Source organism: Pseudomonas sp. ICMP 3272, from assembly GCF_001466905.1.
In the GTDB taxonomy this organism is placed as follows: domain Bacteria; phylum Pseudomonadota; class Gammaproteobacteria; order Pseudomonadales; family Pseudomonadaceae; genus Aquipseudomonas; species Aquipseudomonas amygdali.
Genome location: NZ_LKEK01000119.1, coordinates 1 through 26,621, shown reverse-complemented (window position 1 = coordinate 26,621; position 26,621 = coordinate 1). Strand labels below are relative to the sequence as shown.

Annotated in this window: 29 protein-coding genes and 1 pseudogene; 20 read left to right on the top strand and 10 right to left on the bottom strand. The window is 58.8% G+C overall.

The features are described from left to right. Nucleotides 1-449: 449 nt before the first annotated feature. From gltP to AO068_RS25310, 4 genes are all read left to right on the top strand, one after another. Nucleotides 450-1,781 (top strand): glutamate/aspartate:proton symporter GltP, encoded by a 1,332-nt coding sequence (gene gltP / locus AO068_RS25325; RefSeq protein ID WP_002555824.1) that lies wholly within the window; start codon nt 450-452, stop codon nt 1,779-1,781. Nucleotides 1,782-1,872: 91 nt separating this feature from the next. Further along, complete coding sequence (locus AO068_RS25320) at nt 1,873-2,148, top strand: hypothetical protein (protein ID WP_080394867.1); 276 nt, start codon at nt 1,873-1,875, stop codon at nt 2,146-2,148. A gap of 217 nt (nt 2,149-2,365) precedes the next feature. Then, a complete protein-coding gene (locus tag AO068_RS25315; protein ID WP_002555822.1) occupies nt 2,366-2,614 on the top strand; it encodes a TIGR02647 family protein in 249 nt (82 codons plus the stop codon). Nucleotides 2,615-2,797: 183 nt separating this feature from the next. After that, complete coding sequence (locus tag AO068_RS25310) at nt 2,798-5,644, top strand: class I adenylate cyclase (RefSeq protein WP_058409782.1); 2,847 nt, start codon at nt 2,798-2,800, stop codon at nt 5,642-5,644. Nucleotides 5,645-5,813: 169 nt separating this feature from the next. On the opposite strand, the gene rnk is transcribed toward AO068_RS25310, so the two are convergent. From rnk to cyaY, 3 genes are all read right to left on the bottom strand, one after another. After that, a complete protein-coding gene (rnk, locus tag AO068_RS25305; RefSeq protein ID WP_058409781.1) occupies nt 5,814-6,221 on the bottom strand; it encodes a nucleoside diphosphate kinase regulator in 408 nt (135 codons plus the stop codon). A 137-nt stretch (nt 6,222-6,358) separates the two neighbouring features. Next, on the bottom strand, nt 6,359-6,589 hold the full coding sequence (locus tag AO068_RS26280) for a DUF1289 domain-containing protein (RefSeq protein ID WP_044295754.1): 231 nt from the start codon (nt 6,587-6,589) through the stop codon (nt 6,359-6,361). A 2-nt stretch (nt 6,590-6,591) separates the two neighbouring features. Then, the gene (cyaY, locus tag AO068_RS25300; protein ID WP_058409780.1) at nt 6,592-6,924 is read right to left on the bottom strand and encodes an iron donor protein CyaY; all 333 of its coding nucleotides are present in this window, start codon (nt 6,922-6,924) and stop codon (nt 6,592-6,594) included. 237 nt (nt 6,925-7,161) lie between these two features. On the opposite strand from cyaY, the gene lptM reads away from it, so the two are divergent. From lptM to AO068_RS25275, 6 genes are read left to right on the top strand one after another with little or no spacing between them, the layout of a single operon-like run. Further along, nucleotides 7,162-7,308, top strand: a complete 147-nt coding sequence (lptM, locus tag AO068_RS26275; protein WP_002555817.1) for an LPS translocon maturation chaperone LptM — start codon at nt 7,162-7,164, stop codon at nt 7,306-7,308. A gap of 9 nt (nt 7,309-7,317) precedes the next feature. Further along, nucleotides 7,318-8,565 (top strand): diaminopimelate decarboxylase, encoded by a 1,248-nt coding sequence (gene lysA / locus AO068_RS25295; protein ID WP_004659605.1) that lies wholly within the window; start codon nt 7,318-7,320, stop codon nt 8,563-8,565. Between the two features lie 4 nt (nt 8,566-8,569). Then, nucleotides 8,570-9,400 carry a diaminopimelate epimerase gene (gene dapF, locus AO068_RS25290; protein WP_005734557.1) on the top strand — a complete coding sequence of 277 codons (831 nt, stop codon included), beginning with the start codon at nt 8,570-8,572 and terminating at the stop codon, nt 9,398-9,400. Nucleotides 9,401-9,413: 13 nt separating this feature from the next. Further along, nucleotides 9,414-10,148, top strand: a complete 735-nt coding sequence (locus AO068_RS25285; protein ID WP_058402145.1) for a DUF484 family protein — start codon at nt 9,414-9,416, stop codon at nt 10,146-10,148. Nucleotides 10,149-10,150: 2 nt separating this feature from the next. Then, nucleotides 10,151-11,050: a tyrosine recombinase XerC gene (xerC, locus tag AO068_RS25280; protein WP_058409779.1), complete on the top strand. Its 900-nt coding sequence runs from the start codon at nt 10,151-10,153 to the stop codon at nt 11,048-11,050. Further along, nucleotides 11,043-11,735: an HAD family hydrolase gene (locus AO068_RS25275; protein ID WP_058402147.1), complete on the top strand. Its 693-nt coding sequence runs from the start codon at nt 11,043-11,045 to the stop codon at nt 11,733-11,735. The genes xerC and AO068_RS25275 overlap by 8 nt, the downstream gene beginning before the upstream one ends. Nucleotides 11,736-11,809: 74 nt before the next feature. Here AO068_RS25275 and sutA read toward each other — a convergent pair whose 3' ends face one another. The 4 genes from sutA to glnK all read right to left on the bottom strand — a co-directional run bounded on the left by sutA (nt 11,810) and on the right by glnK (nt 14,615). After that, nucleotides 11,810-12,139 (bottom strand): transcriptional regulator SutA, encoded by a 330-nt coding sequence (gene sutA / locus AO068_RS25270; RefSeq protein ID WP_058402148.1) that lies wholly within the window; start codon nt 12,137-12,139, stop codon nt 11,810-11,812. A gap of 104 nt (nt 12,140-12,243) precedes the next feature. Continuing rightward, a complete protein-coding gene (locus AO068_RS25265) occupies nt 12,244-12,663 on the bottom strand; it encodes a secondary thiamine-phosphate synthase enzyme YjbQ (RefSeq protein WP_058409851.1) in 420 nt (139 codons plus the stop codon). Between the two features lie 242 nt (nt 12,664-12,905). Further along, nucleotides 12,906-14,243: an ammonium transporter gene (locus AO068_RS25260; protein WP_003435008.1), complete on the bottom strand. Its 1,338-nt coding sequence runs from the start codon at nt 14,241-14,243 to the stop codon at nt 12,906-12,908. Between the two features lie 33 nt (nt 14,244-14,276). Then, on the bottom strand, nt 14,277-14,615 hold the full coding sequence (glnK, locus tag AO068_RS25255) for a P-II family nitrogen regulator (protein WP_002555808.1): 339 nt from the start codon (nt 14,613-14,615) through the stop codon (nt 14,277-14,279). 418 nt (nt 14,616-15,033) lie between these two features. Between glnK and AO068_RS25250 the strand changes: the two genes are divergently transcribed. Continuing rightward, nucleotides 15,034-15,309 carry an accessory factor UbiK family protein gene (locus AO068_RS25250; protein WP_058402149.1) on the top strand — a complete coding sequence of 92 codons (276 nt, stop codon included), beginning with the start codon at nt 15,034-15,036 and terminating at the stop codon, nt 15,307-15,309. Nucleotides 15,310-15,480: 171 nt separating this feature from the next. On the opposite strand, the gene AO068_RS25245 is transcribed toward AO068_RS25250, so the two are convergent. Beyond that, nucleotides 15,481-16,344 carry a LysR family transcriptional regulator gene (locus tag AO068_RS25245; RefSeq protein WP_058402159.1) on the bottom strand — a complete coding sequence of 288 codons (864 nt, stop codon included), beginning with the start codon at nt 16,342-16,344 and terminating at the stop codon, nt 15,481-15,483. A 526-nt stretch (nt 16,345-16,870) separates the two neighbouring features. Between AO068_RS25245 and AO068_RS25240 the strand changes: the two genes are divergently transcribed. The 9 genes from AO068_RS25240 (at nt 16,871) to AO068_RS25200 (ending at nt 25,380) form a co-directional block, all read left to right on the top strand. After that, nucleotides 16,871-18,391, top strand: a complete 1,521-nt coding sequence (locus AO068_RS25240; protein WP_058409778.1) for an amino acid ABC transporter permease/ATP-binding protein — start codon at nt 16,871-16,873, stop codon at nt 18,389-18,391. Between the two features lie 24 nt (nt 18,392-18,415). Beyond that, the gene (locus tag AO068_RS25235; RefSeq protein WP_058409777.1) at nt 18,416-19,288 is read left to right on the top strand and encodes a phytanoyl-CoA dioxygenase family protein; all 873 of its coding nucleotides are present in this window, start codon (nt 18,416-18,418) and stop codon (nt 19,286-19,288) included. 26 nt (nt 19,289-19,314) lie between these two features. After that, complete coding sequence (locus tag AO068_RS25230) at nt 19,315-20,148, top strand: transporter substrate-binding domain-containing protein (RefSeq protein WP_058409776.1); 834 nt, start codon at nt 19,315-19,317, stop codon at nt 20,146-20,148. Between the two features lie 58 nt (nt 20,149-20,206). After that, nucleotides 20,207-20,938, top strand: coding sequence for a class II aldolase and adducin N-terminal domain-containing protein (locus tag AO068_RS25225; protein WP_003367530.1), 732 nt, complete (start codon nt 20,207-20,209; stop codon nt 20,936-20,938). 126 nt (nt 20,939-21,064) lie between these two features. Continuing rightward, a complete protein-coding gene (locus tag AO068_RS25220; RefSeq protein WP_054082343.1) occupies nt 21,065-22,360 on the top strand; it encodes a flavin-containing monooxygenase in 1,296 nt (431 codons plus the stop codon). A gap of 31 nt (nt 22,361-22,391) precedes the next feature. Next, nucleotides 22,392-22,808 carry a RidA family protein gene (locus tag AO068_RS25215; protein WP_003408344.1) on the top strand — a complete coding sequence of 139 codons (417 nt, stop codon included), beginning with the start codon at nt 22,392-22,394 and terminating at the stop codon, nt 22,806-22,808. A gap of 12 nt (nt 22,809-22,820) precedes the next feature. Further along, complete coding sequence (locus tag AO068_RS25210; RefSeq protein ID WP_058402153.1) at nt 22,821-23,498, top strand: DUF1028 domain-containing protein; 678 nt, start codon at nt 22,821-22,823, stop codon at nt 23,496-23,498. After that, nucleotides 23,495-24,649: an acetylornithine deacetylase gene (argE, locus tag AO068_RS25205; protein ID WP_058409775.1), complete on the top strand. Its 1,155-nt coding sequence runs from the start codon at nt 23,495-23,497 to the stop codon at nt 24,647-24,649. The genes AO068_RS25210 and argE overlap by 4 nt, the downstream gene beginning before the upstream one ends. A 113-nt stretch (nt 24,650-24,762) precedes the next feature. After that, nucleotides 24,763-25,380, top strand: a complete 618-nt coding sequence (locus tag AO068_RS25200) for a hypothetical protein (protein WP_058409774.1) — start codon at nt 24,763-24,765, stop codon at nt 25,378-25,380. A gap of 66 nt (nt 25,381-25,446) precedes the next feature. Here the strand turns inward: AO068_RS25200 and AO068_RS25195 are convergent, their stop codons facing one another. Both AO068_RS25195 and AO068_RS25190 read right to left on the bottom strand, forming a co-directional pair. Further along, nucleotides 25,447-26,112: a hypothetical protein gene (locus AO068_RS25195; RefSeq protein WP_058409773.1), complete on the bottom strand. Its 666-nt coding sequence runs from the start codon at nt 26,110-26,112 to the stop codon at nt 25,447-25,449. Further along, a pseudogene (locus AO068_RS25190) lies at nt 26,109-26,621 on the bottom strand (hypothetical protein); the annotation flags it as partial. The pseudogene AO068_RS25190 and the gene AO068_RS25195, both read right to left, overlap by 4 nt.

The window sequence follows — 26,621 nt, the reverse complement described above, 5'->3', positions numbered from 1 at the left end:
GCGACTCGACTCAATCGCTCAGGCCATGAGCTTGTCTGCGGATAAGCTGGCCTGAGCACTGCACTACCGTACATCTGTTAAATGCGCCGAGTAATCGATTCAGCAGCGCTATGTTCTTTCTGCAAACCCGCTTCTCCCCATCAGGCCGAAGACGACGTTTTAGCCACCTTCGCGCTGAATAGCCCTCTCGCCTCGCGACATAAATCAACACATTTCTGCTTATTTGTATGCCGATTGAGCATGAGGTAGTCGTTTACGGCATTAGACGTATGCGCGTGCCATGGGAATAGTTGCGACTTTTTTCGCCTGCTACAGAGCCGGGATGCTCGTCTGCGGTGACCTTCTCGGGACATTTCCAAAGGGATCCCCTGCCCTGAAACTGCTTTGCAAAGCACGCTCGGCGCATCGGTCTTGGACTTGCCCAAGCCACTTTGAACAAGGGTAATAATATGAAGAAGGCAAAGCTGAGTCTGGCCTGGCAGATTCTGATCGGACTGGTACTGGGTATCGCGGTGGGTGCGCTGCTCAACCATTTCAGCGCCGAGAAGGCCTGGTGGATCACCAATCTCCTGCAGCCCGCAGGCGATATCTTCATTCGTCTGATCAAGATGATCGTTATTCCTATCGTTGTCGCATCGCTGATTGTAGGCATCGCGGGTGTGGGCGACGCCAAGAAACTGGGGCGCATCGGTCTGAAGACCATCCTCTATTTCGAAGTGGTGACCACCATCGCCATTCTGGTGGGGCTGGTGCTGGCGAATGTGTTCCATCCGGGCACTGGCATCGACATGAGCACGCTGGGTACGGTGGATATCTCCAAATACCAGCAGACCACCGCCGAAGTTCAGCATGATCACGCATTTATCGCGACCATTCTCAACCTGATCCCGTCCAACATCTTTGCCGCCATGGCGCGTGGCGAGATGCTGCCGATCATCTTCTTCTCAGTGCTGTTCGGTCTCGGGCTTTCCAGCCTGCAGGCCGAGGTCCGTGAGCCGCTGGTGAAACTGTTTCAGGGCGTCTCGGAAACCATGTTCAAGGTCACACACATGATCATGAACTACGCGCCGATCGGCGTGTTCGCGCTGATTGCGGTGACCGTCGCCAACTTCGGTTTCGCCTCCTTGTTGCCGCTCGCCAAGCTGGTGATTCTGGTGTACGTGGCCATCGCTTTCTTTGCCTTCGTGGTGCTGGGACTGATCGCTCGGGCATTCGGCTTCTCGGTGATCAGGCTGATGCGCATCTTCAAGGACGAGCTGATTCTGTCCTACTCCACCGCCAGCTCCGAAACCGTACTGCCACGCGTGATCCAGAAGATGGAAGCCTATGGTGCGCCGAAAGCGATCTGCAGCTTCGTGGTGCCGACGGGTTACTCGTTCAACCTCGACGGCTCGACGCTTTATCAGAGCATTGCGGCGATATTCATTGCCCAGCTGTATGGCATTGACCTGTCGATTGGCGCGCAACTGATGCTGGTACTGACGCTGATGGTCACGTCCAAAGGTATCGCGGGTGTGCCGGGTGTTTCCTTCGTGGTGCTGCTGGCAACGCTGGGCAGCGCCGGTATCCCGCTGGAAGGTCTGGCATTCATCGCCGGTGTCGACCGGATCATGGACATGGCGCGCACCGCCTTGAACGTGATCGGCAATGCCCTGGCAGTGCTGGTCATCTCGCGCTGGGAAGGCATGTACGACGATGAAAAGGGCGAGCGCTACTGGAACTCCCTGCCGCACTGGCGCAGCAAAGAGCCTGTACCGATGGGCCAGCCGACGGCTGACTGATCTTCGCCAATGTACTGACAAACCCCGGACCTCCGGGGTTTGTTGTTTTCAGGTCGCCGGTTAGACTGCCTGCCTTACCTGAGGAGTGACCATGACCGACGACATCGATAATGACGAAGAAGACTTTGCTGCCTCGACCCTGATCGAAGCCATCGAAAACCAGATCGAAGCTGGTAAACCGCCTGCAGCCAGAGCGGTCTTCAACATGCTGACCCTGGTGAACTATGAGCGTGAGGATATTCTGGAGATGATGGCCCACGTGCTGGCCATCGAGATCGATGCCTTGCTGGAGCAGGACCGTCCGTTCGACACGCAATGGTATGAAGCAGCGCTGCGCGCCCTGCCCGATCTGCCGCCGGAAAAGTAATCCTGCGGTCCGAGCATGCCAGCAAGATATATGCTGCAAACACTCCAGACGCTGACTACACTGCAAATGCCCCGCTGCCGCATGATCCTCCGGGGCTGCCACGCCAAACCGGCTTCAACGGTCATCCAGAACCGACGAGCGCAGATTGGACACGTCGATTCCAGAGCACACCCGCCAGCCGGCGAGGTCGTACTACTACAAAAAGTCTGGAGTACCTATGTCGTATACCCCTGAGTTGGTTGCCGAACTGGAAATCCTTGCACTGTTCAATCTGGGAAACACCCAGGAAGGCCTGAAAGTCCACCATGTAGCGGCACCCACTGCCGTTGCAGCAGCAAAAAGACTCTTCGATAAAGGACTGACGACCCAGGTCGATGGCGGTTATCTGACCAGCCTCGGGCTTGAGGCCGCTCAACATGCCCAATCACTGTTGACCATCCTCAACGTTTCCAAACAAGCTGCCTGACAGGCGCAGGGCCTGCGCACAAAAAAGCGTGGCAGGCCCTTCACTTATCTGAACGCCGGTCGATACAGGATTCTGGCGTCAGAATAACAACCCGACTGAATCCTTTTCTCTCGGCTGCAAACCTTCTCCGCCATCTTTGCTCAGTAATTCCACGCCTGCACAGGCCAGATGCCTTGAGTTGCGATGACGCGTAATCCTGAAATTCGCCCCGACCTGGATGAGGGCATCGACCGCAAGGTTCTCAGCCAGTTGCGCAACCGTTTCCTGTCGCTCAATGACGGGCGATATGCGCGTGCCCTCGAAGGCATGTCGACCCGCCAGCAAAGCGTTCTGACCCTGCTGCCGCTGTTCTTTCACGTCAACCACCCTCTGCTGCCCGGTTACGTTTCCGGTGGCACGCCTGCTGGCGTCTCGCAGTACGAACCGGACACGCTGGCGCTGGCCGAAGCGCAACGCCTGACACGCTCCTTCTCTTACAAGGTCCGGCGTGGTAACGCTCCCCAGCCGATTCACGGCCTGTTCCTGATGGGCAGCCTCGGTACGCTGGCCCAGGCTGAACAAAGCGACATGGACGTATGGGTCTGCCACGACGGCGAACTGGAGCCTGAGGCCATCGCCGAACTGCGCAGGAAATGCCATGCCCTTGAAGCCTGGGCCGCCACTATGGGGGCAGAAGCGCACTTTTTCCTGATCGACCCGCAGCGCTTCAAGCGCGGGGACCGCGATTCGCAGCTCAGCTCTGACGACTGCGGCACTACCCAGCATTACCTGTTGCTTGATGAGTTTTATCGCACGGCGATCTGGCTCGCAGGGCGCACCCCGATGTGGTGGCTGGTGCCAGTCTATGAAGAGCAGAACTATGAGGATTACACCCATACCCTGCTGAGCAAACGCTTCATTCGCGCCAGCGAAGTGCTCGACCTCGGGCCGATGTCGCACATTCCTGCGGCGGAATTTATTGGTGCCGGCTTGTGGCAGTTGTTCAAAGGCATCGAGTCGCCCTACAAGTCTGTGCTCAAGCTGCTGTTGATCGAGGTCTATTCCAGCGAGCATCCTCGCGTGCAGTGCCTGAGCCTGCGTTTCAAGCAAGCGGTGTTTGCCAACCAGCTGGACCTGGATGAGCTGGACCCGTACGTGGTTGTGTACCGGCGTATCGAAGAGCATCTACAGGCACGCAACGAGCAAGAGCGGCTGGAACTGGTGCGGCGCAGCCTGTACCTGAAGGTCAACAAAAAGCTCACCGGCTCGAGCCGTCAGCGCAACACCGGTTGGCAACGCCTGCTGCTGGAGCGCCTGACCTCTGAGTGGGGCTGGGATGAACGACAACTGGCGCTGCTCGACAGCCGCAGCCAGTGGAAAGTCCGCCAGGTGGCCAGCGAGCGTCGTGCGCTGGTTAACGAGCTCAATTACAGCTATCGCTTTCAGACCCGGTTCGCCAGAACGCAAAGCACCGCCGATGCGCTCAATGCTCGTGACCTGACCATACTCGGTCGGCGTTTGTATGCGGCTTTCGAGCGCAAGGCGGGCAAGGTCGAGTTCATCAATCCGGGCATCGCCCCGGACCTTGCAGAAGACACGCTGACGCTGGTGCATTCTCCTGACAAGCGCGAGCCAGGCAAGCATCAGTGGGCCCTGTACAACGGCAACCTGGGTATTCACGAGTGGCCGAACTTTTCGCCGATCAAGCGCAGCCGGGAATTGCTTGAGCTGCTGACCTGGTGCCACCGCAACAACGTGATCGACACCACGACCCGCGTGGCGCTGCATCCAGGCGCCAGTGACTTGAGCGAGTTCGAGTTGTTCAACCTGCTGGGTGCCTTGCAGCAGAGTATTGAACTGCCGCTGCCCGAGGTCAGCGACGACGAGCTGCTCATGCCCAGTACACCCAGCGAGATACTGTTGCTGGTCAATGTCGGTGTCGACCCGCTCAGGCATCACCGCGACCTTAATATTCTGATGACCACCGAGCGCACCGACTCGCTCAGTTACGCGGGCGTCCGGGAGAATCTGGTGCTGACGCTGGACCAGATCACCCTCAATACCTGGAACGAAACGCTGGTCAGCCGCTATGACGGCCCGCATGCCCTGCTCGACTGCATGAGCGAACTGCTCGGCAGCCTGCCGCAGAGCGGTAAACAGCCGCAGATTCGGGTGCGCTGCTTCTGTCATAACCGGGCGCCTGCCATCGCCCAGCGGGTTGAAGAGTTGATCAGCACGGCCCGGTTATTACTCGCCAGGCAGTTGAACCACCGTTATCTGATTCAGGTGCAGCAGCAGTATCACGTGTTGGAGATCAAACCCGGACAGGTCGGTCATGTAGTGGTCAACAGCCTGCCAGGCCTGTTCAAGTACCTGGGTGAAGAGCTGCCGTTGTACAGCCCTTTGCATCTGGACCCTCAGGCACTCGACGGCCACGATCTGTCCGTGATCCTGCCACTTGGCCAGCCTGAATGTATTCAGGTGTTCTACCGAATCAACGAGCCGGATGCCGACGTGTATGTGCTGGACGAACACAATTCGCTCTGGCACCAGCGCCTGCCGTATCACGACGAACAAAGCCTGCTGACGCCACTGCAGCGTTTTCTTCAATCGCTGGTTTATCGCCGAGGCGCGTCATTGCCGCTGGACGACCCGTCCGAGTCGGTTTCGCTGGAAACCCTGTATTACCAAGTGCTGCCTTCCGGCCCTGGGCTTGCCCGGCGTGTTGAACATCGGCTGGCACCGACTGCGGCGGACAAGGCGTTTTATGACGTGCAGGCAATCATCGAAGAAACCTCGCCCGGACAGCTGACCGCCACGCTGTACTGCGATAACTGCGAGTTTTCCGAGCTGGAATATGGCGATCAGTTGTATGCCGCCGTTGCCCGGCAAATTCTCGGCAAACGCCTGGAACCCCAGCGCTATCGCTGTTACATCACCGACCTGGACCTGTCCGGGCTGCTGGATGACCGGCATGGACAAAGCATCCTCTTCCTGCATCACAAGGCCGAGCTGGAAAAACTGTTGAACGAGGCGATGGACCAAGCCTGACGTACGCTTATCCTGTCCCGCGCGCCTAACGTTCCAACGCGGAGCATTGGCACGATAGGTGTTCTGCGGGCCGCCTATCGTTCCGCACGCTCCAGCGTGGGAATGCCGTTCTGGACGCTCTGCGTCCGCTTTTGAATGCGGAGGCGCTCTACGGATGCAGCGCCTTCGATTACTCGTACTCGCCCGCGGCTTCCGGCTGATATTCCACCGCCAGCAAGGTCAGCTTGAGGGTCTTGCCGCCCGGTGCTGGCCAGTCAATGTGCTGGCCGACCTGCAGACCCAGCAACGCCGAGCCCATTGGTGCCAGAACCGAGACGGTGCCGTCTGCGCCTGCATCCTGTGGATAAACCAGCTTGAGGTGGTAATCCTTGCCGCTGACTTCTTCACGGCAATGCACACGCGAATTCATGGTCACAACGCCCGCAGGCACTTCATCGTGGCCCACTACCTGGTCGGCGCGGTCCAGTTCGGCCTGCAACGCCTGGATGCCCGGCGTGTTTTCGTCCTCGCTGTCGATGAAACTCTCAAGACGCTGTACATCGAGGCGGGTGAGGATGATCGAAGGTGCTGTGGTCATGGTCTGGGCAGACTCCTTTATTCTCCATGAATAAAACAAAACCCCGCCGGGGTGGGCGGGGTTCTACGGGCCTCTCAATCTGGAGAAGCAGAGTCCGACACTAACACAGCGCAGTAAATACACAACCCGACACGGTATCAGCCTGCGGTCTGGCCCGCAGTGGCTCGACGTTGGTCCGCCTCATGGCGAATCTGTCGACGACGATGGTCATCGGCCGAGCGCCATTCGCGTATGTCTTCGACATGGCGGAAGCACCCAAGGCAAACCTTCTGCTCATCGAGCCGACACAGGCTGATACAGGGCGACGGTACAGCCGGGCTGACGTTGCTGAAAAGCGGTTTGGGCGGTCGAACGGGGGACTGGCTCACGATCAGATATCGTCGAAATCCAGTTCGACACCGGCTTGCTCAAGGGTGATGCGCGCAAGCATCTCGCTGAGCAGCTCATCGCTGGTGTCGCATGCCCAACGGCTGCTATCTTCGTCATAATCGAAATGGAAGCCGCCGGAGCGGGCTGCCAGCCACAGCTGACGCAGCGGCTCCTGACGGCTGAAAATAAGCTGCGAGCCGCCTTCGAACTTGACTGTCAGTACACCGGCCGAGTTTTCCAGGTCGACATCCAGTCCACTATCATCGAAAACATCTTCGATATTATGCTGAGTCGCATCGACGAGGTCGTGAAAACGGGCTTCGGTCAAACTCATTGCGGGAACCTCGATAAGTGTCTGCTGATGGCGCAGAGGGGCAAGATACGGACGCTGCCAGGCAAATGCAAAGCTTACCCATCATCGGCGACGGATGCGCGCATTAATCCCGTCAGCCATAGCTCTGCCCCGACATTCACGCCAAAGGCCCGCCAGACGGGAGATCCATCGCATAGGCAAGCTGCCGGGTGGTCGGTATACTCTGGCGCAATTAATGCTTTTACAAAGGATTTCGCCATGAAGCGCCTGATCTCTTCGCTTGCTGCGCTTGTCGCGGTCGCTTGTCTTGTTACGGCCTGCGGCCAGAAAGGCCCGCTGTATCTGCCGGATGACACCAAAACTCCGGATGAACAAGCCAAATCGCAATCGCACAAGCACCTTTAAGGGAATTCAATGGACGCCTTCAACTACCGCGACGGTGAGCTGTTCGCGGAAGGGGTAGCATTGTCTGCCATTGCCGAGCGCTTCGGCACACCGACCTATGTCTACTCGCGCGCTCATATCGAAGCGCAATACCGTGCCTACGCCGATGCGCTGAGCGGCATGCCGCATATGGTCTGCTTCGCCGTAAAAGCCAACTCCAACCTGGGTGTGCTCAATGTCCTGGCGCGTCTTGGCGCCGGTTTCGACATTGTTTCGCGCGGCGAACTCGAGCGTGTGCTGGCCGCAGGCGGCAAAGCCGAAAAGATCGTCTTTTCCGGTGTCGGCAAGACCCGTGAAGACATGCGTCGCGCCCTTGAAGTCGGCGTGCATTGCTTCAACGTCGAATCCACCGACGAGCTGGAGCGCCTGCAGGAAGTGGCTGCCGAACTCGACGTCCGTGCGCCGATATCGCTGCGGGTCAACCCGGATGTGGATGCAGGCACTCACCCTTACATCTCCACCGGCCTTAAAGAAAACAAGTTCGGCATCGCCATTGCAGATGCCGAAGACGTCTACATTCGCGCTTCGCAACTGCCGAACCTGGAAGTGATCGGGGTCGACTGCCATATCGGCTCGCAACTGACCACGCTCGAGCCGTTCATTGATGCGCTGGATCGCCTGCTGGACCTGGTTGATCGCCTGGGCGATTGCGGCATTCACCTGCACCATATCGATCTGGGTGGCGGTCTTGGTGTGCGTTATCGCGACGAAGAGCCTCCGCTGGCGGCCGACTACATCAAAGCCGTGCGCGAACGACTTGCCGGTCGTGATCTGGGGCTGTTGTTCGAGCCGGGGCGCTTCATCGTGGCCAATGCAGGCGCGCTGCTGACCCGAGTCGAATACCTCAAGCACACCGAGCACAAGGATTTCGCCATCGTCGATGCGGCGATGAACGATCTGATCCGTCCAGCGCTTTATCAGGCGTGGATGGACGTCACAGCGGTGCGTCCGCGCGACGGCGAGCCTCGTGCGTATGACATCGTCGGGCCGATCTGCGAGACCGGCGACTTCCTCGCCAAAGGGCGCGAGCTGGCGCTGGCCGAAGGCGATCTGCTGGCGGTCCATTCAGCCGGTGCCTATGGCTTCGTCATGAGTTCGAACTACAACACCCGTGGCCGTGCTGCTGAGGTACTGGTCGACGGTTCCCAGGCTTTTGAAGTGCGTCGTCGCGAAACCGTGGCCGAGCTGTTCGCTGGCGAAAGCCTGCTGCCGGAGTAATCCCATGCTGCTGCGTTTTACCAAGATGCACGGGCTGGGTAACGACTTCATGGTCCTGGACCTGGTGAGTCAGCACGCGCACATCTTGCCCAAGCATGCCAAACAATGGGGCGACCGCCACACCGGTATCGGTTTTGATCAGCTTTTGCTGGTCGAGGCACCGAACAACCCGGATGTGGACTTTCGCTATCGAATCTTCAATTCCGATGGTTCCGAAGTCGAGCAGTGCGGCAACGGCGCGCGCTGCTTTGCCCGTTTCGTACTCGACAAGCGCCTGACGGCCAAGAAGCAGATACGCGTCGAGACCAAGAGCGGCATCATTGAGCTGGATATCCGCAGCGACGGGCAGATCAGCGTCGATATGGGGCCACCCAGGTTTGTCCCGGAAGAAATACCTTTTGAAGCTCCGGAGCAGGCCACCCGTTACAACGTCGAAGTAGACGGGCAGAATATCGAACTGGCTGCTGTGTCCATGGGCAACCCGCATGCCGTATTGCGTGTCGATGACATCAATAACGCGCCGGTCCACGAGCTGGGGCCGAAGATCGAGCATCACCCGCGCTTTCCGGCACGGGTCAATGTGGGCTTTCTCCACGTGGTGGATCGTCAGCGTGCGCAGTTGCGTGTCTGGGAGCGTGGTGCCGGGGAAACCCAGGCCTGTGGTACCGGCGCCTGTGCGGCGGCGGTTGCTGCCATTAGCCAGGGCTGGATGGATTCGCCGCTGCTGATCGACCTGCCCGGAGGTCGCCTGTCCATCGAATGGGCTGGCCCGGGACATTCTGTCATGATGACCGGCCCCGCCGTCAGGGTTTATGAAGGCCAAGTTCGTCTTTGAGTGAGTAACTGCCATGACCGATCAACCTCCCGCTTCAACAGGCACACCCTGCGAATCGCCTGTCGATAGCGCAGCGCCAGACCTTGAAGCAGAGGCGGTCATCGCCTTTCTGCTTGAGCACCCGGACTTCTTCGCCGAGCACGACGAGCTGCTGGTGTCGATGCGCATCCCGCACCAGCGTGGCAATACCGTTTCGCTGGTCGAGCGTCAGCTAAAGCTGCTGCGCGAGCGCAACATCGAAATGCGTCATCGCCTGTCGCAACTGATGGACGTCGCACGGGACAACGACCGCCTGTTCGAAAAGACCCGACGCCTGAACCTCGCCCTGATGGATGCCACCAGCCTGGACGAACTGGTCATCGCTGTCGAAGACAGCCTGCGTCAGGACTTTCAGGTGCCCTTCGTCAGCCTGATCCTGTTCAGCGACAGCCCGATGCAAGTGGGGCGATGGGTCAGCAGCGCCGAAGCACAGAAATCCATCGGCGGCCTGATTGGCGAGAAAATCATCTGCGGCGCTCTGCGTGAGCATGAACTGGCGTTCCTGTTTGGCGCAGAGCAAGGCAAGGAAGTCGGCTCTTCCGCCATCGCCAGCCTCAATCACCTGGGCTTGCATGGCGTGCTGGCCATCGGCAGCCGTGATCCGCAGCATTATAAAAGCTCGGTCGGCACCCTGTTCCTCAGTTACATCGCCGATGTCCTGAGCCGCCTGCTGCCGCGTTTCGCTCACTCTTTACGCTCGGTTCGCTAGCTATGGAACAGCATCTGGACGCCTACTGCATGCACCTGCGCAGTGAGCGTCAGGTGTCGCCTCATACGCTTGAAGCCTACCGGCGCGATCTGAGCAAGGTTCTGGCGTATTGCCAGAAGGCGCAACTGTCGAGCTGGAATGATCTGGATATCCAGCACCTGCGCAGCTTTACCGCCCGCCAGCACCAGCAGGGCCAGTCTTCACGCAGTCTGGCGCGCATGCTGTCGGCGGTGCGCGGTTTCTACAAGTACCTCAATCGCGAAGGCATCTGCCAGCACGACCCGGCAAACGGCCTGTCACCGCCCAAGGGTGAACGGCGTCTGCCCAAGACGCTGGACACCGACCGCACCGCGCAATTGCTGGACGGCGGCGTCGAAGATGATTTTCTGGCTCATCGCGATCAGGCCATTCTGGAGCTGCTTTACTCATCAGGGTTGCGACTGTCCGAACTGACTGGTCTGAACCTGGACCAGCTGGACCTGCGCGACGGGCTGGTGCAGGTCTTGGGCAAAGGCAGCAAGACCCGCGTACTGCCGGTCGGCAGCAAGGCGCGCCAGGCATTGGAAATATGGTTGCCGTTGCGTGCCCTGACCAATCCGCAGGACGACGCCGTATTCGTCAGCCAGCAAGGCAAGCGTCTCGGCCCGCGCGCGATTCAAGTGCGGCTCAAGGCGGCCGGTGAGAGGGAGTTGGGGCAGAACCTGCACCCGCACATGCTGCGTCACTCGTTCGCCAGCCACCTGCTGGAGTCTTCACAGGACTTGCGCGCCGTGCAGGAGCTGCTGGGTCATGCGGATATCAAGACCACGCAGATATACACGCACCTGGACTTCCAGCATTTGGCTACTGTTTATGACAGCGCCCATCCCCGAGCCAAACGTAAAGGAGCTGCAGATGATTAAGCTGGTGACGTTTGATCTTGACGACACGCTCTGGGACACCGCCCCTGCCATTGCCGGTGCCGAAGTCACACTGCGTGACTGGCTGGGCGAAAACGCACCCAGGCTGGGGGCGATTCCTGTCGAGCACCTGTGGGAAATTCGCTCGCGCCTGGTGGCTGAAGACCCGTCCTTCAAGCACCGCATAAGCGCCTTGCGCCGCCGCGTGCTGTTCCATGCGCTCGAAGATGCCGGCTACGACCCGGACGAGGCGCAGGACCTTGCCGACCGGGGCTTTGAAGTCTTCCTGCATGGCCGCCATCAGGTGCAGATTTTCCCTGAGGTGCAACCCATGCTGGAAATTCTCGCCAAGACCTTCACGCTGGGCGTGATTACCAATGGCAATGCCGATGTGCGTCGTTTGGGGCTGGCGGACTACTTTGCCTTCGCGCTGTGCGCCGAGGACCTGGGCATCGGCAAGCCCGACCCCGCACCGTTTGTGGAAGCGTTGCGGCGCGCAAAGGTCGATGCTGGCGCGGCCGTGCACGTAGGCGACCACCCCAAGGACGATATCGCAGGTGCCCAGCAGGCTGGCATGCGCGCCATCTGGTACAACCCGCAAGGCAAGGCCTGGGACGCAGACCGGCTGCCGGATGCCGAGATCCACAACCTGTCGCAGCTGCCGGAAGTCCTGGCACGCTGGGCCTGAAAACGGTCTGATGTTCGCTCAATAGAAAAAGCCCGCAGCGACGGCGGGCTTTTTCTCATACAGCGTCTGCAGCCTTAAATCGGGCGGCTACCGTATTTGTTGTCAGGCTTCTTGGGCGGATCGGCGACCACGTTGGCCTCCACTTCCTGCACCTTGCCACCACGCGCCAGGAATTCTTCCATGGCACGCGCCAGAGCATCGCGCTCTTTGTTCTTGGCTTCTACGCTAGGCAGTTCATCGACCGAGACAGCGGCCTTGGCCTTGCCTTTTGCCGGTGCTGCCGGAACGTCGGAATCGTCTGGCTCGGCTGCGTCGTCTTCCGGGGAGGCTGCTGCGAGACCATCGTCTTCTTCGCCGTCCAGATCGTCTTCCAGATCATCCTTAATATCGTCGTCGTCGCTCATGTTGTACCTCATGACTTGCGAAAGCTGATTAGTTATAGCCCAACCGCCCGGAAATGCTAAGGCGATCGGAAAAATTCAACAACCGCTGATCTCAGCGGTTATGTCTACTCACCCTGAAGGGTGGCCAGGACGTTACGAGATCCACCAGCGTCTCGATGTTCGCCCAGGTAAATACCTTGCCAAGTGCCCAGCGCCAGTCGTCCTGCCGTCACCGGCAGAACCAACTGGCAGCCCAGCAGACTGGCCTTGAAATGCGCTGGCAAGTCATCAGGGCCTTCGTCGTCATGTTCGTAACCGTCCACGCCCTGGGGCACCAGACGGTTGAAAAAACGCTCAAAGTCGCGACGTACCGCCGGATCGGCATTTTCGTTGACGGTCAACGAAGCCGAGGTATGTTGCAGCCATACATGCAGTAGCCCGACACGACAATCGCGTAATGCGGGCAAACCCGCGACTATCTCGTCAGTCACCAGATGGAACCCGCGGGGCTTGGCCCGCAAGGCAATTCTGGATTGATGCCACATACCGTTCTCCGCACCTTCGGCGCGCATTCTAACTCGACTGAGAAAAAAGCAAAGCGCGCAATAAACCGGCTTCCCTGCAAGTTGACGAAGACTGTCGATACATCGTTACCTGCGCTGCGTCACGGTGCCGAAATCATTGACGCGGGCAAGATCAATGACAGCAAAAAGCGGCGGTATATCCGCAACCGTCAGACAAAAAAAATGCCCGGAGACCGGGCATTCTTTTTTGCATCTGCGGCTGCTTACAAGTTGTAGCCACGCTCGTTGTGTTGCGCAAGGTCCAGACCGACAGACTCTTCCTCGTCGGTGACGCGCAGACCCATCACTGCATCCAGCACCTTGAGGATGATGAAGGTCACGATTGCGGTGTAGACAACGGTGAACGCAACGCCCTTGAACTGAATCCAGACCTGAGCACCGATGTCAGTCACAGTGCCGAAACCGCCCAGTGCAGGTGCTGCGAACACACCGGTCAGGATTGCGCCGACGATACCGCCGATACCGTGAACGCCGAACGCATCCAGGGAGTCATCGTAGCCAAGCTTGCGCTTGAGGCTGGTGGCGCAGAAGAAGCAGATCACGCCTGCTGCCAGACCGATGATCAAAGCGCCCATCGGGCCAACTGTACCGGCGGCAGGGGTAATGGCAACCAGACCGGCAACCACGCCCGACGCGATACCCAGAGCACTTGGCTTACCGTGAGTCAGCCACTCGGCGAACATCCAGCCCAGTGCGGCGGCCGCGGTAGCGATTTGAGTAACCAGCATCGCCATACCGGCAGTGCCGTTGGCCGCAGCGGCGGAACCGGCGTTGAAGCCGAACCAGCCGACCCAGAGCATTGCTGCGCCGATCAGGGTATAACCCAGGTTGTGTGGTGCCATCGGCGTGGTCGGGAAGCCTTTGCGCTTGCCCAGTACCAGGCAGGCCACCAGACCGGCTATACCGGCGTTGATGTGTACGACGGTGCCGCCAGCGAAGTCCAGCACGCCCCAGTCCCACAGCAAACCACCGACGCCGCCCCAGACCATGTGGGCGATTGGCGCGTAGACCAGAGTGAACCAGATACCCATGAACACCAGCATCGCGGAGAACTTCATGCGTTCTGCGAAAGCACCGACAATCAGGGCAGGGGTGATGATTGCGAAGGTCATCTGGAAGGTGACGAACACCGCCTCAGGGAACAACGCAGCAGGACCGGTAATGCTTGCCGGCGTGATGCCTGCCAGGAACGCTTTACCCATACCGCCAAAGAAGGAATTGAAGTTGACGACGCCCGCTTCCATACCGGTTGTATCGAACGCAATGCTGTAGCCGTAAACGACCCACAGGATGCTGATCAGACCGGTGATGGCGAAACACTGCATCATCACGGACAGAATATTCTTCGAGCGAACCATACCGCCGTAGAACAGCGCGAGACCGGGGATGGTCATGAACAGGACCAGAGCGGTCGAGGTCAGCATCCATGCAGTGTCGCCAGAGTTCAGCACCGGCTCGGCCACTGGGTCAGCCGCCAGGGCAAGACCAGGTAATGCGAGGGACAACAGGGCACCGAGCCCTGCGAATTGACGCAGAGTCATATTGTTTTCTCCTGGGGCGTTGGGTTTGGCGGCTTAAATAGCGTCTGTATCGGTCTCGCCGGTACGGATGCGAATGGCCTGTTCCAGATTGACCACGAAAATCTTGCCGTCACCGATCTTGCCGGTGTTGGCGGCCTTTGTTATGGCTTCGATGACACGATCCAGATCCTTGTCATCGATGGCGACATCGATCTTCACTTTTGGAAGGAAGTCGACGACGTATTCAGCACCGCGATAAAGCTCAGTGTGACCCTTCTGACGCCCGAAGCCTTTGACTTCAGTGACGGTGATGCCCTGCACGCCGATTTCAGACAACGACTCGCGAACGTCATCCAGTTTGAACGGCTTGATGATGGCAGTGACTAGCTTCATGAAAACTTTCTCCCGAATTTGGTGGACTTGCCCCAGGAAAACAAACCCGACTCAAGTCTAAGCGCAGTGCCTGGCTTTGTAACGTGTCGGCCGCCTGATCAGGCCAGACCAACTCCAGAAAACCGCTTCTGACGAAACACTTCCCCGCTCCGCCTGCCGCACTGCATTCGTCACAGCGACTGCATCAGTGCATGGGTCATAAGCCACTAAGCAGAAAGCTTGCCATCTCGTGAATATTCATTGAATACAGGCCCTTGGGCAGGTTTTACAGGGCCAAACGGGTTTCGCGACGAAGGTAATGCACACTAATGGTGCTCATGTGCACGCCACAGCGCTCCATAAGCGTGCGAGTCGCCCCGTCAAATTGACTATAGACACTGCGTGTTACACTGCTGACCTCTGATTCAGGAAAATCATCATGCTCGCGCCCAAAGCCTTTCTTGACGCCCTCAGTGGCCACGCTTCCCGTCTTTTCAACGGCGAAACGCCAGTCCCCCGCAGCGAATTCGAAACCCAGTTCAAGGCCCTGCTGCAAAGCGGCTTCAGCAAACTGGACCTGGTCAGCCGTGAAGAATTCGACAGCCAGATGGCCGTCCTCGCCCGCACCCGCGCCCGCCTTGAAGCGCTGGAGGCCAAGATGGCCGAGTTGGAAGAAAAGGCCGCCGGGGCGACAGGGACTGAAAAAGCCGAATAAGCTTTCCTTGTTTTGCAGTCAGTGCGCTGCAGCGCTGAACATTGTCATGCACAGCGAGCCAGGCACCTCACCTGCTCGCGAATCTGAACGGCCTTTTCCATTTCTGTCTTGCCCAGGTGGTGAGTCAGTTGCAGGTTCAGCCAGCATTCGTTGCACGCTTCGCAAGCGCCTTCAGGCTGCAGGCGGTGCCAGCTCGATGGTCCGGCAGTAATCCATGAACAGGCGTGTCGCACGGGTTGGCTGGTTGTTGCGCAGGTAGGCCATGACCAGGGTGGAGGCGGGCATGTCGTCTTCGATATCGAGCTGCACCAGCAGCTCGCCGTCGTAGGTCATGTTGGTTCTTGGGCGCGTGACCAGCACCGAAAACCCCAGGCCCTGGCCGACCATACAGCGCACCATTTCGATCGATGGTGAACTGTACGCGACCACCGGCGCGTAGCCCTTTTCCGTGAAGATATCGATGAAGTAGGTCCTGCTGGGCACGGCGTCGAGCAGGATCATCGGCTCGCGGCTCAGCTCCAGCAAGGTCACGGTTTTTTGCTTCGCCAGAGGGTGGGCTGCTGGCAGCAGCGCATAGGGCTTGTGCGGTGCATTCAATTCCTCTTTGTTGATCGTGGTTCCCAGTTCCAGGTCGTACAGAAACGCCAGATCGAAGCGCCCACGGTGCAGCCCGTGCATCAGTTCATGTTGCTCGCCGTCATACAGCTGAATGGTGACGTCCGGGTATAAACGCTTGAAACCGGCCACCAGCCTGGGCATGTAAAGCGGCGCGGCCGATTCAAAACAGCCAATCGCGATAGTGCCGGAGACGTGTTTGTTTTCGGCCCGGGAGTTTTGTTCAAGCTCTTCGGAAAGTCGCAGCAACTCTTTGGCTTTCTCATACACTTTCCCGCCACCGGAAGTTAGCGAAACACCTTGAGCGTGGTGACGCACAAACAGCGGCTGATTGAAGGCTTCTTCAAGGTTCTTGATGGCGACGGAGATGGAAGGCTGTGAAATATGCAACTGCCGTGAGGCTTCGGCAATGCTGTCCATTTCGACGGCTGTCACGAAATACTTGAGCTGTTTCAGTGTGAAGTGAGCCACGTGATACCTCGTGATGAGCAAATGCTGGACGGCTGCATTTGAATAGCTTTTACCTATGCTTAGCGAGGAGCGTGCCAGCCGCCCGCGCCTTGGCGGATTCACCGGGCGCGCTGCTGGCCATGGTCACTCAGTAACACCCGCAAATAATAGAGGCTTGCCAGAAAAGCCCGAAAACCCGGGCTGCGCACCTATTACGAGCGCTTATCGCTGCCGCTTTATTCAATCGCCCTAAAAGTGTGCAATCAATGCGCTGTGACACTAAAGCACAACTAACCCGTTTCAATGCGACGCAGCCCTGAAGATGAATACCGGCGTATCTGCTTAGGATTTTCCTATGCTGCGGGCCAAAACTTACTATTTGTCTGCCGGACCTGGCATCAATCATGATGGTTTCAGAAGGGCAAACGGACAGCGTCCCGTTTCAACTTCAACAGGACGTCGCCCATCACTATTCAATTTGCCGAGCGAGCCGACAATGACGTTTGATTGGAAATACATGTTTGGCCTGTTCAGCGATACGGAATTCTGGATGGCCACCTGGACGGTCATTCAACTCAGTGTACTGACCTGGGTTATCAGTATTGTTCTGGGTTTTGCTCTGGCGCTGGCCAAACAATCATCATTGCCGCTGATCAACTTGCCGGCCAAAGCCTATATCTGGTTATTTCGCAGTTTGCCGTTACTGGTACTGCTGATCTTTGTCTACAACTTGCCGCAGGCAGTGCCCGCCACTTCTGCGGTACTGGCCAACCCGTTCTGGGCAGGCCTGATTGCCATGGTGATGTGCGAAACGGCCTACGTCGCGGAAATTCATCGCGGCGGCCTGCTGTCCATCGCCAAGGGCCAGACCGAAGCTGCCCGGGCACTGGGCCTGCGTTTCGTCGGTACGCAATGGCGGATCGTGATCCCACAGGCACTGCGTGTGGCGCTGCCGTCGCTGACCAACGAATACATTTCCATCGTCAAACTCAGTTCACTGGTTTCCGTGATCTCGCTGACCGAGATCCTGATGGTTGGTCAGCGCCTGTATTCGCAGAACTTTCTTGTGATGGAAACCATGGCGGCCGTGGCGTTCTATTACGTGCTGATCGTGACCGTATTCGACTTCCTGCTCAAACGCCTGGAACGCTATCTGGACGTCACGCAGCACAAGGCCACCCGCACACCGGACGCCGAAATGCTCGAGCTGGCCAAGCGCAAATCGCCAGTTGTCGCTCGTCCTGTCATCGACTTCGACGGACCGGCACTGCAAGCGACACGACTGCACAAGGCGTACAACGACATCGAAGTGCTCGGTGCGGTCAGTCTGCAGATCAACTCCGGCGAGGTGGTGTCGGTGATCGGCCCATCAGGCTCGGGCAAAACCACGCTGATCCGGCTTCTCAATGGCCTTGAGCAGATCGACAACGGCGACATCAAGATCAACGGCCAGCCATTCATTCACCTGGTTCGCCAGGGCGCGCAAAAGCCGCGTTACGTGGAGAACGCCGCCTACCGCCTGAACATCGGCATGGTGTTTCAGAGCTTCAACCTGTTTCCGCACCTGACGGTGTTGAACAACCTGCTGCTGGCCCCGCGTTATCACCGCCTGGCGCCGGTACCCGAGCTCAAGCAGCAGGCCTACGAATTGCTGAACAAGGTCGGGATGCTGGAGCACGCCTGGAAATACCCGCATCAGTTATCGGGTGGCCAGCAGCAACGTGTCGCCATCGCTCGCGCCCTGATGATGCGCCCGCAAATCATGCTGTTCGACGAGCCCACCTCGGCGCTGGACCCGGAGAAGGTCAACGAGGTGTTGCAGGTCATTGAAACCCTGGCCCAGGAAGGCATCACGATGGTCATCGTGACCCATGAAATGAACTTCGCCTTCAAGGTCTCTGACCGCATCGTCTTTATGGAGAAGGGACGTGTGATCTGCGATGACAAACCCCAGGCGCTACGCGACGGCCAGCACCCCCGCGTTGAAGCCTTTCTTAAAGATGTCTCACTGGCCTGAGGCCTTGTTGAAGAGGAGAAGAACATGATCGAGCAATGGCAGATTGACCAGTTTCACGAGCAGGGTTTTCTGGTAGTGGAGGGCGTGCTGGCAGCCGATGAAGTGGCAGCGCTTCAGCAGGACTTCGACCAGTGGGTCGACGACAGCCGCAGTCAGAGTCAGGCCTGGGGGCAGACTCAGGACGGGCGTCCGCGCTTCGACATCGAAAGCGATCATCGGCCGGATCACCCGTCGCTGCGCCGCGTGGCTTCGCCCACGGAGATCTCGCCGGCTTACCAGCACGCAGCGTTCCAGTCCCGGATGGCAGCCATCGCCGCGCAGCTGATAGGCGGTAACGGCACCCGTTTTCATCACAGCAAGATCAACTCCAAGCTGCCGCACACCGCGACTCAGGTGAAGTGGCATCAGGACTTCCTCTTCACACCGCACAGCAATGATGACCTGGTCACGGCGTTGCTGATGATCAGCGATGTGACCCCGGAAAACGGCCCGCTGAACGTGGCGCCGGGCAGCCATAAGCAGGCGCTCTGGTCGCATTGGCAGAACGACCGTTTCACCGGTGCCGTGGAAGACGCGGTGGTTGAACAGCATTGTCAGCAACCGGTCGCCTGCTATGGCCCGTCGGGCTCGGTGTGCTTCATGCACACACGTCTGCTGCATGCTTCAAGCCCCAATGAAACCGAGTTCCCGCGCACGCTGTTCATCAGCGTCTATGCCGCTGAAGACGCATTGCCGTTCGGTGAGAACCCTTTGCCCAGCGAGCATGCCGGGTTGATGGTCGCAGGCCAGGAGAGCGGTCTGGTACGTAGCACCGAGAACCATATACGCCTGCCGCAGAAACCCAAGGGTGCTTCATTTTTCGTGCAGCAAGCCGGAAAAGACGCCGCCGTTGCCTGATCTCCATGACCCCACGAGGAATACCTATGAAGCTGTCAGCTCTGATTGTTCGTCCCGTAGCCCTGGCTTTGCTGGGCGCTGTGGTTGCCATGTCCTCGTCTGCCGCTTCGGCTTTCCAGCAGCCCGGCAAGATCATCGCCGGCTCGGACATGACGTTCTTCCCCTATGAATACATGGACAAGAACCGTCCCGCCGGTTTCGACATCGAGTTTCTCGACGGCCTGGCAAAGGTCATGGGGCTCAAGGCCGAGAACATCGACACGCGCTTTCCCAATCTGATCGGCGGGCTGCAGGGCGGACGTTTCGACATCACCAACTCGTCGATGTACATCACCGCCGACCGCCTGAAAGTCATCGACATGATTCCTTACCTGAAAAGCGGCGAGGCGATTCTGTCGGTCAAGGGCAGCGACTATCAGCCCAAGACGCCAGAGGACTTCTGTGGCCACAAGATTGGCTCCATGGCGGCCACTTCCTGGCTGCAACAACTGCAGAAACTCTCGACCGACTACTGCGTGAAGAACGGCCTGCAACCGATCGCCATCAGCGAGTACGGCACCGACCCACAGACCACCCAGGCCATGCTGGCCCATGCCGTCGAAGCGCAGATCACTGACGCAGCCGTCGCACGCGGCGTGGTCGAAAAACTGGGTAGCCGGGTGGTGATTTCTTCCGAAACCCTGATTTACCCGGTGCTCAACGGCTTTGGCGTGAAGAAGGGTAACGATGTGGTCCGCAAGGCCCTGGAAGACGGCCTTGAGAAGTACAGCAAGACCCCGGAATACGCCGCGTTGCTGGAGAAATACAAGTTCCAGGCACCGACAGCCGATGACATCGCCGCCCTGATGCCCAAGCCCTGACAACCAAAGGACGTGCCTGGCAGGTTCGGCAGGCACGCTCGACCGGAGAGCAATTAGCATGGCCCTTAATTTCGAAGAGCAGACGCGCATAGACTTGGCCGCGACGTTCCGCATCATCGCCCATCTGGGTATGCATGAAGCGGTCGCCAACCACTTCAGCGCGGCCATTTCGGCGGATGGCAAACAGTTTTTGCTCAACCCGAAGTGGAAACATTTTTCACGCATACGTGCCAGCGATCTGTTGCTGCTCGACGCCGATGATGCCGACGCGGCGCATCGCCCTGATGTCGATGCGACAGCATGGTCCATTCACGGCCAGGTCCACCAGCGTCTGCCCGATGCGCGCGTGGTGCTGCACTTGCACCCGGTCTACACCACAGCCGTGGCGTGCCTGGCCAAGCCGCATATTCCGCCCATCGATCAGAACACTGCGCGCTACTTCAACCGCATCGCGGTGGACGAGCTTTACGGCGGCATGGCCGACACGACTGCCGAGGGCGCTCGACTGGCCGGTTTGCTGGAGGACAAGAGCCGCTTGTTGATGGGCAACCACGGTGTGATCGTCACCGCGCCGACCGTTGGCGAAGCCTTCGATGACATCTGGACTCTGGAGCGCGCCTGCCAGATTCTGGTGACGGCCTGGTCCACCGGCCAGCCGCTCAAGGTGCTGGCGGACGATGTCGCCGAGAAGACCGCTCGTGACTGGCAGAAGATTACGGATTTCTCTCATCAGCACTTCGAGGAAATGAAACTGCTGATGATTCAGGCTGACCCCTCTTTGGTCGACTGATCGCCCCTGCTACTGACTGGATGCGCGTCTGCGGATGGCGTAGGGCTTTTTGCGCCCGCGCATCGACGTTTCAACACTTTTCATTACGTCCAACAGGTCGTAAGCCACCTGTCGAGGGATGCCGAGATGACAGAAAAAATCATAGAGATCGATACGCTCGTCGTAGGTGCGGGGCAGGCCGGAGTGGCCACCAGCGAACACCTGAGCCGTCTTGGCATCGAGCACCTGGTGCTTGAAAAACACCGCGTTGCCGAGGCGTGGCGCAGTGGCCGCTGGGACTCGCTGGTAGCCAATGGTCCGGCCTGGCATGACCGGTTTCCCGGCCTTGAATTCGCCATGGATCAGGACGGGTTCGCGGGCAAGGAGCAAGTGGCCGAGTACTTCGAGCGCTATGCCCGCAAATTCAATGCGCCGATCAAGACCGGCGTCGAGGTCAAGCGCGTTACCCGCAATACCGGGCGTGCAGGCTTTACCGTCGAAACCAGTGCCGGCACCTATGTGGTCAATCATCTGGTCTCGGCGACAGGGCCGTTCCAGAAACCGGTCATCCCGCCGATTGCGCCGGTTAACGAGGCGCTTCATCAGATCCACTCGGCGCACTATTTCAATCCGCAACAACTGCCCGAGGGCGGCGTACTGGTGGTCGGCGCTGGTTCCTCGGGTGTGCAAATCGCCGAGGAGCTGCTGCTCTCGGGTCGCAAAGTGTACTTGTCGGTCGGCCCTCACGACCGTCCGCCGCGCGCCTATCGCGGCCGGGACTTCTGCTGGTGGATGGGTGTGCTGGGGTTGTGGGACAGCGAAACCATGCAGCCCGGCAAGGAGCACGTGACCATCGCGGTCAGTGGTGCAAGGGGCGGCTACACGGTCGACTTCCGCCGGCTGGCTCAGGCCGGAATGAACCTCGTGGGCCTGACCGAAAGCTTTGTCGGCAACAAGGTGCACTTCCAGAACGATCTGGTGAGCAACCTCGACAGTGGCGACGCGAACTACCTGTCGCTGCTCGATGCCGCTGATGCCTATGCCGCACGCAACGGCCTGGACCTGCCGCTGGAGCCGTCGGCCCGTGAACGCGTGGCGGATGCGCCGTGCATCACCCATCCGCTCAGCGAGCTGGACCTGATCGAGTCAGGCGTCACGTCGATCATCTGGGCCACCGGCTATGCCCTGGATTACAGCTGGCTGCAGGTCGACGCCTTCGACAGCAAAGGCAAACCTCGTCACCAGCGTGGCGTGTCCTGCGAGCAAGGCCTGTACTTCGTCGGCCTGCCATGGCTGTCACGCCGCGGCTCCGCGTTTATCTGGGGCGTATGGCACGACGCCAAACACGTCGCCGATCAGATCGCCACGCAGCACAAATACCGTTCCTATGACGCCGGCAAACGTGCCACCCCCGTCGTGCCGTTGCGCAACGTCAACGGTTGATCATCGCGCTCAATGCCCACAGGAGTTACCCATGACTACGCCGACTCATACTCGTATCCGCATGTTCAACACCAAGGACACCTACCCCAATCAAAGCCTGAACAACGACCTGTGTCAGGCGGTGCGCGCGGGCAATACCGTGTACGTCAGGGGCCAGGTCGGCACCGATTTCGACGGTAATCTGGTCGGCCTCGGTGATCCGGCTGCACAGGCGCAGCAGGCGATGAAAAACGTCAAACAATTGCTCGAAGAGGCGGGCAGTGACCTGTCGCACATCGTCAAGACCACCACTTACATCACCGACCCGCGCTACCGCGAGCCGGTCTATCACGAAGTGGGCAAGTGGCTGAAAGGCGTGTTCCCGATCTCCACCGGGCTGGTGGTGTCGGCGCTGGGTCAGCCGCAATGGCTGATGGAAATAGACGTGATCGCCGTGATCCCTGAATAAGGACTGTTGCCCATGACTTTTTCCATTGCCGCCCGCTGTGCCAAAACCGGCCAGCTGGGCATTGCCATCAGCTCGTCGAGTATTGCCGTAGGCGCGCGTTGCCCCTGGCTGCGTGCGGGTGTCGGCGCGGTGTCGTCGCAGAACATCACACTGCCGGCCCTGGGACCGCAAACGCTGGACCTGATGGAGCAGGGCATGTCTGCCTCTCAAGCGCTGGACCAGGTCATGAGCGCCAGCCCGCTCAGCGAGTATCGGCAGATCACGGCGATTGATCATCAGGGGCGAGTCGCGCATTTCAGTGGCAGTGAAACACTGGGCATCAACAACGCGGGCAGCGGCGATCAGTGCGTGGTGGCTGGCAACATGCTGGCGAGCCAGGCCGTCATCGACGCGATGATTCAGTCCTTCGAGCAGGCAACCGGGCACCTGGCAGAGCGTTTGTTACAGGCGATGCAGTCCGGTCTGGCAGCAGGCGGCGAAGCAGGGCCGGTCCATTCGGCGGCGCTGAAAGTCGTGGGCGAGCAGTCCTGGCCCATCGTCGATCTGCGCGTCGACTGGGCCGAGCACGACCCGCTAGGCGAGCTGAAAAGTCTTTGGCAGGCCTATCAGCCGCAAATGCAGGATTACCTCGACCGCGCGCTGAACCCGGCTGGCGCACCAGGCTACGGCGTGCCCGGAGACGAGCGATGAGTTCCAGCCGCGAGCTGTTGGCGCGGCTGGTGGCCTTCGACACCACCAGTCGCGAATCGAATCTGGCCTTGATCGACTTCGTTGGCGATTACCTCGAGCGCTTCGGCGTCTCCTGCGAGTTGATCTACAACGCGCAGAAAACCAAGGCCAATCTGTTCGCCACCATCGGCCCGGCTGACGTGCCAGGCATCGTATTGTCCGGCCACACTGACGTGGTGCCGGTCGACGGCCAGCCATGGACGTTCCCGCCGTTCGAACTGAGCGAAGCGGATGGCAAACTCTACGGCCGTGGCACTGCGGACATGAAAGGCTACATTGCCTGCGTGCTGGCGCTGGTTCCGGCGCTGACCCAGGCATCGCTGCACATGCCGGTGCATATCGCGCTGTCCTACGACGAGGAAGTGGGTTGCCTGGGCGTACGCTCGTTACTGGCATCGCTGCGGGCGCGGCCGGTGAAGCCGATGCTGTGTGTGATTGGCGAGCCGACGGAGTTGCAGCCGGTGCTCGGCCACAAGGGCAAGGTCGCGGTGCGCTGCGATGTACAGGGTGCTGCCTGCCACTCGGCCCACGCGCCCAGTGGCGTCAACGCCATTGAATATGCGGCGCATCTGATCAGCGAGCTGGGTCGTCTGAGCGAGGCGTTACGGGCAGCTGACGCCCTTGACCAGCGCTTCGATCCGCCATTTTCGACCATTCAGACCGGCGTGATCAGCGGCGGCACGGCGTTGAACATTGTGCCCGAACAGTGCCGTTTCGATTTCGAAGTGCGTGCGCTCCCCACCCTGGACCCGCAGCAGATCGTCACTGCCATGCACGTATACGCCGAGCAAAAACTATTGCCTGCCATGCAGGCCGTCAGTGCCCGGAGCGAGATTCGCTTCACTGAATTGTCGAGCTATCCGGGACTGGATATTCCCCAGCACAGCCATGCGGCGGAATTGATTGCCGGTTTTTGCGGCTCCCGGGCGTTCGGCACGGTTGCCTTCGGAACCGAAGGCGGGTTGTTCGACCAGTCAGGCATCCCGGCAGTGGTCTGCGGGCCGGGCAGCATGGAGCAGGGACACAAGCCGGACGAGTTCATCAGCGTCGCGCAACTTGACGCCTGTGACGAGATGCTCAAACGTGTACTGGCCTTCGCGTCGCAGCCATGAATCGCCACGGATTTCAGTGATACAGTTGCGCGCCGAAATACGCTAACGTCTCGGCGCGCCAGTCATGGACTGGCCACTCTTCCCGGCTATTCGAACGTTCTATGGATGGAAGCATGACTGACAAACGTCCCCTTACTCGCTGGTCTCTGGCCGCAACTCTATTGCTGTGTGTTGGCACTTCGGCGTTCGCTCAGGACACGGCACTGCATTCCGGCAAATACGAGCAGTTGATGCTGGCCGTGACGCCTGAGCATCAAGTCGAGGGTTATTACTCGGAGACGCGCGGCGAGGCATTCAGCTGTGCGTTCTATCTGCAAGGCAAGGTCGAGGCCGGGAAGGGCGCAGCGGTGTCGTCCTGGCTTGATGACGTCTACCCAGGAACACTGAAGGCCTCGGCTGATGGCGTGGTTCTGACGATAGAGCAAGGCCGGCAGCACCCTGGCTGCATGAACGTGTTGGTACCGGACATCGCCACCGGCATGGATCTGACCCGGACCGCCAGCAAACAGTGGGTCGGTCTGGTGACCGTCACCGTGGACAAGGCCTGGCTGCAGAAAACGCCGAATGCCAAGGCCTCCCGAGGCGCTTATATCGTCAAGGATGACGTAGTCGGGGTTATGGCATTCAAGGATGGCGCGGCCCAGGTCGAGTTCATCAATGCGGATGATCGTTCGTTCACAGGATGGATCAGTCAGGGCCAATATGCGCGTTTGGCCGCGCCCGGACGTTGATTACAGACATCACCAGACACGTTGGCGAACTTGGCCCACTCCCGGTTAAGAGGGTTGCAAAGGCGGCTACCACCTCCAGGCTTTTTCGGTGAATTCCGCAGTTGGGGGCAGTACGGTGTGTAGGAAGTTCAGGTACTTGTTGAACAATACCTCGTTCTGAAAACGGGCCTCGAAGCCGAGCGTGATGATCATGAGGCGTTTGCGGTCAATCGTGACAAAGTTGTACTCGACCCAGGGCAGGCTTTGTTCATGGTGAATGGGGTTTTCCCAGTTTAGTAGCTTGACGGCTGCGACACAGGCGATGGCTGCCGGACCGATCAGGAAGAGCAGTGAGCCGGTGAGCGTGGCTATGAAAATGAATATCAGGATGACGGCTATTGCAATGCCCTTGAAGAAGGACGAGGCGAAGTCAGGGTAGTGGAGGTAGTACTCCAGGTGGGCACAGTTGTTTTTTATGGTGTAGTTGTAGATGGTTTTTTGGCGGATGAGCAGGCCTATGAAGTAAGCCAGAACCCCACCAAGGGCAAGTATCAAGCCCACCAGTAAAGGCGGGTTTTTTAAAAATACTTTCCAGCCCCCCCAAATAAAAAGTGAACTCCCGATCAGATGAATTGCGGCAAATATGGACTGCGCTATCATGATTTCTTTAGGTGATTTAGCCAGCGTTTTTATTTTCCAGTTTAGAACATCTCGGCCTTTTAGCAGACATGGGGAGGGCGTCTGTTGAATCATAAAGGAGTACTCTCTGCGACTTCCAGAGTCAGGGTGCCAATTCTGCTTGATGCCTTTACTTCAAGCTCCACAGCAGCCAAACCATCAATAGCGGTATCGCCCCTTGTGCCAAGCTCCATCTGAAACAGATAGCCTCTATCGTCTTCACCAGGATTGATCAGATTGTTCGGATACCAGATTTGCAGCTCAAGATACGTTGCGTCCTTGTCGAGCGGCACCCAGGTTTCCCAGATGAGGTCTTCGTTTTCAGGTGGCATGAGAGGATAGGTGAAATCTTCACTCGCCTTGCCAGCTGGCTTGTTGGTAAGCGTCCCGAACTTTTCGGCCTTCCTGAATTGTCCCCTTTCCAGAAAGTCTTCATGTACTGGACGCTCGATTTTTTCTACCGGCAGCCCACCACGATCGTTTGCTGCTGATGAAGTTGAAATGCACCGATTGCCCGCGCAGAGTGGCATCAACCCTGATGCCAGTTAGTGGCTTTTTCGATGTATTGAGCGTTCGCTGGAAGT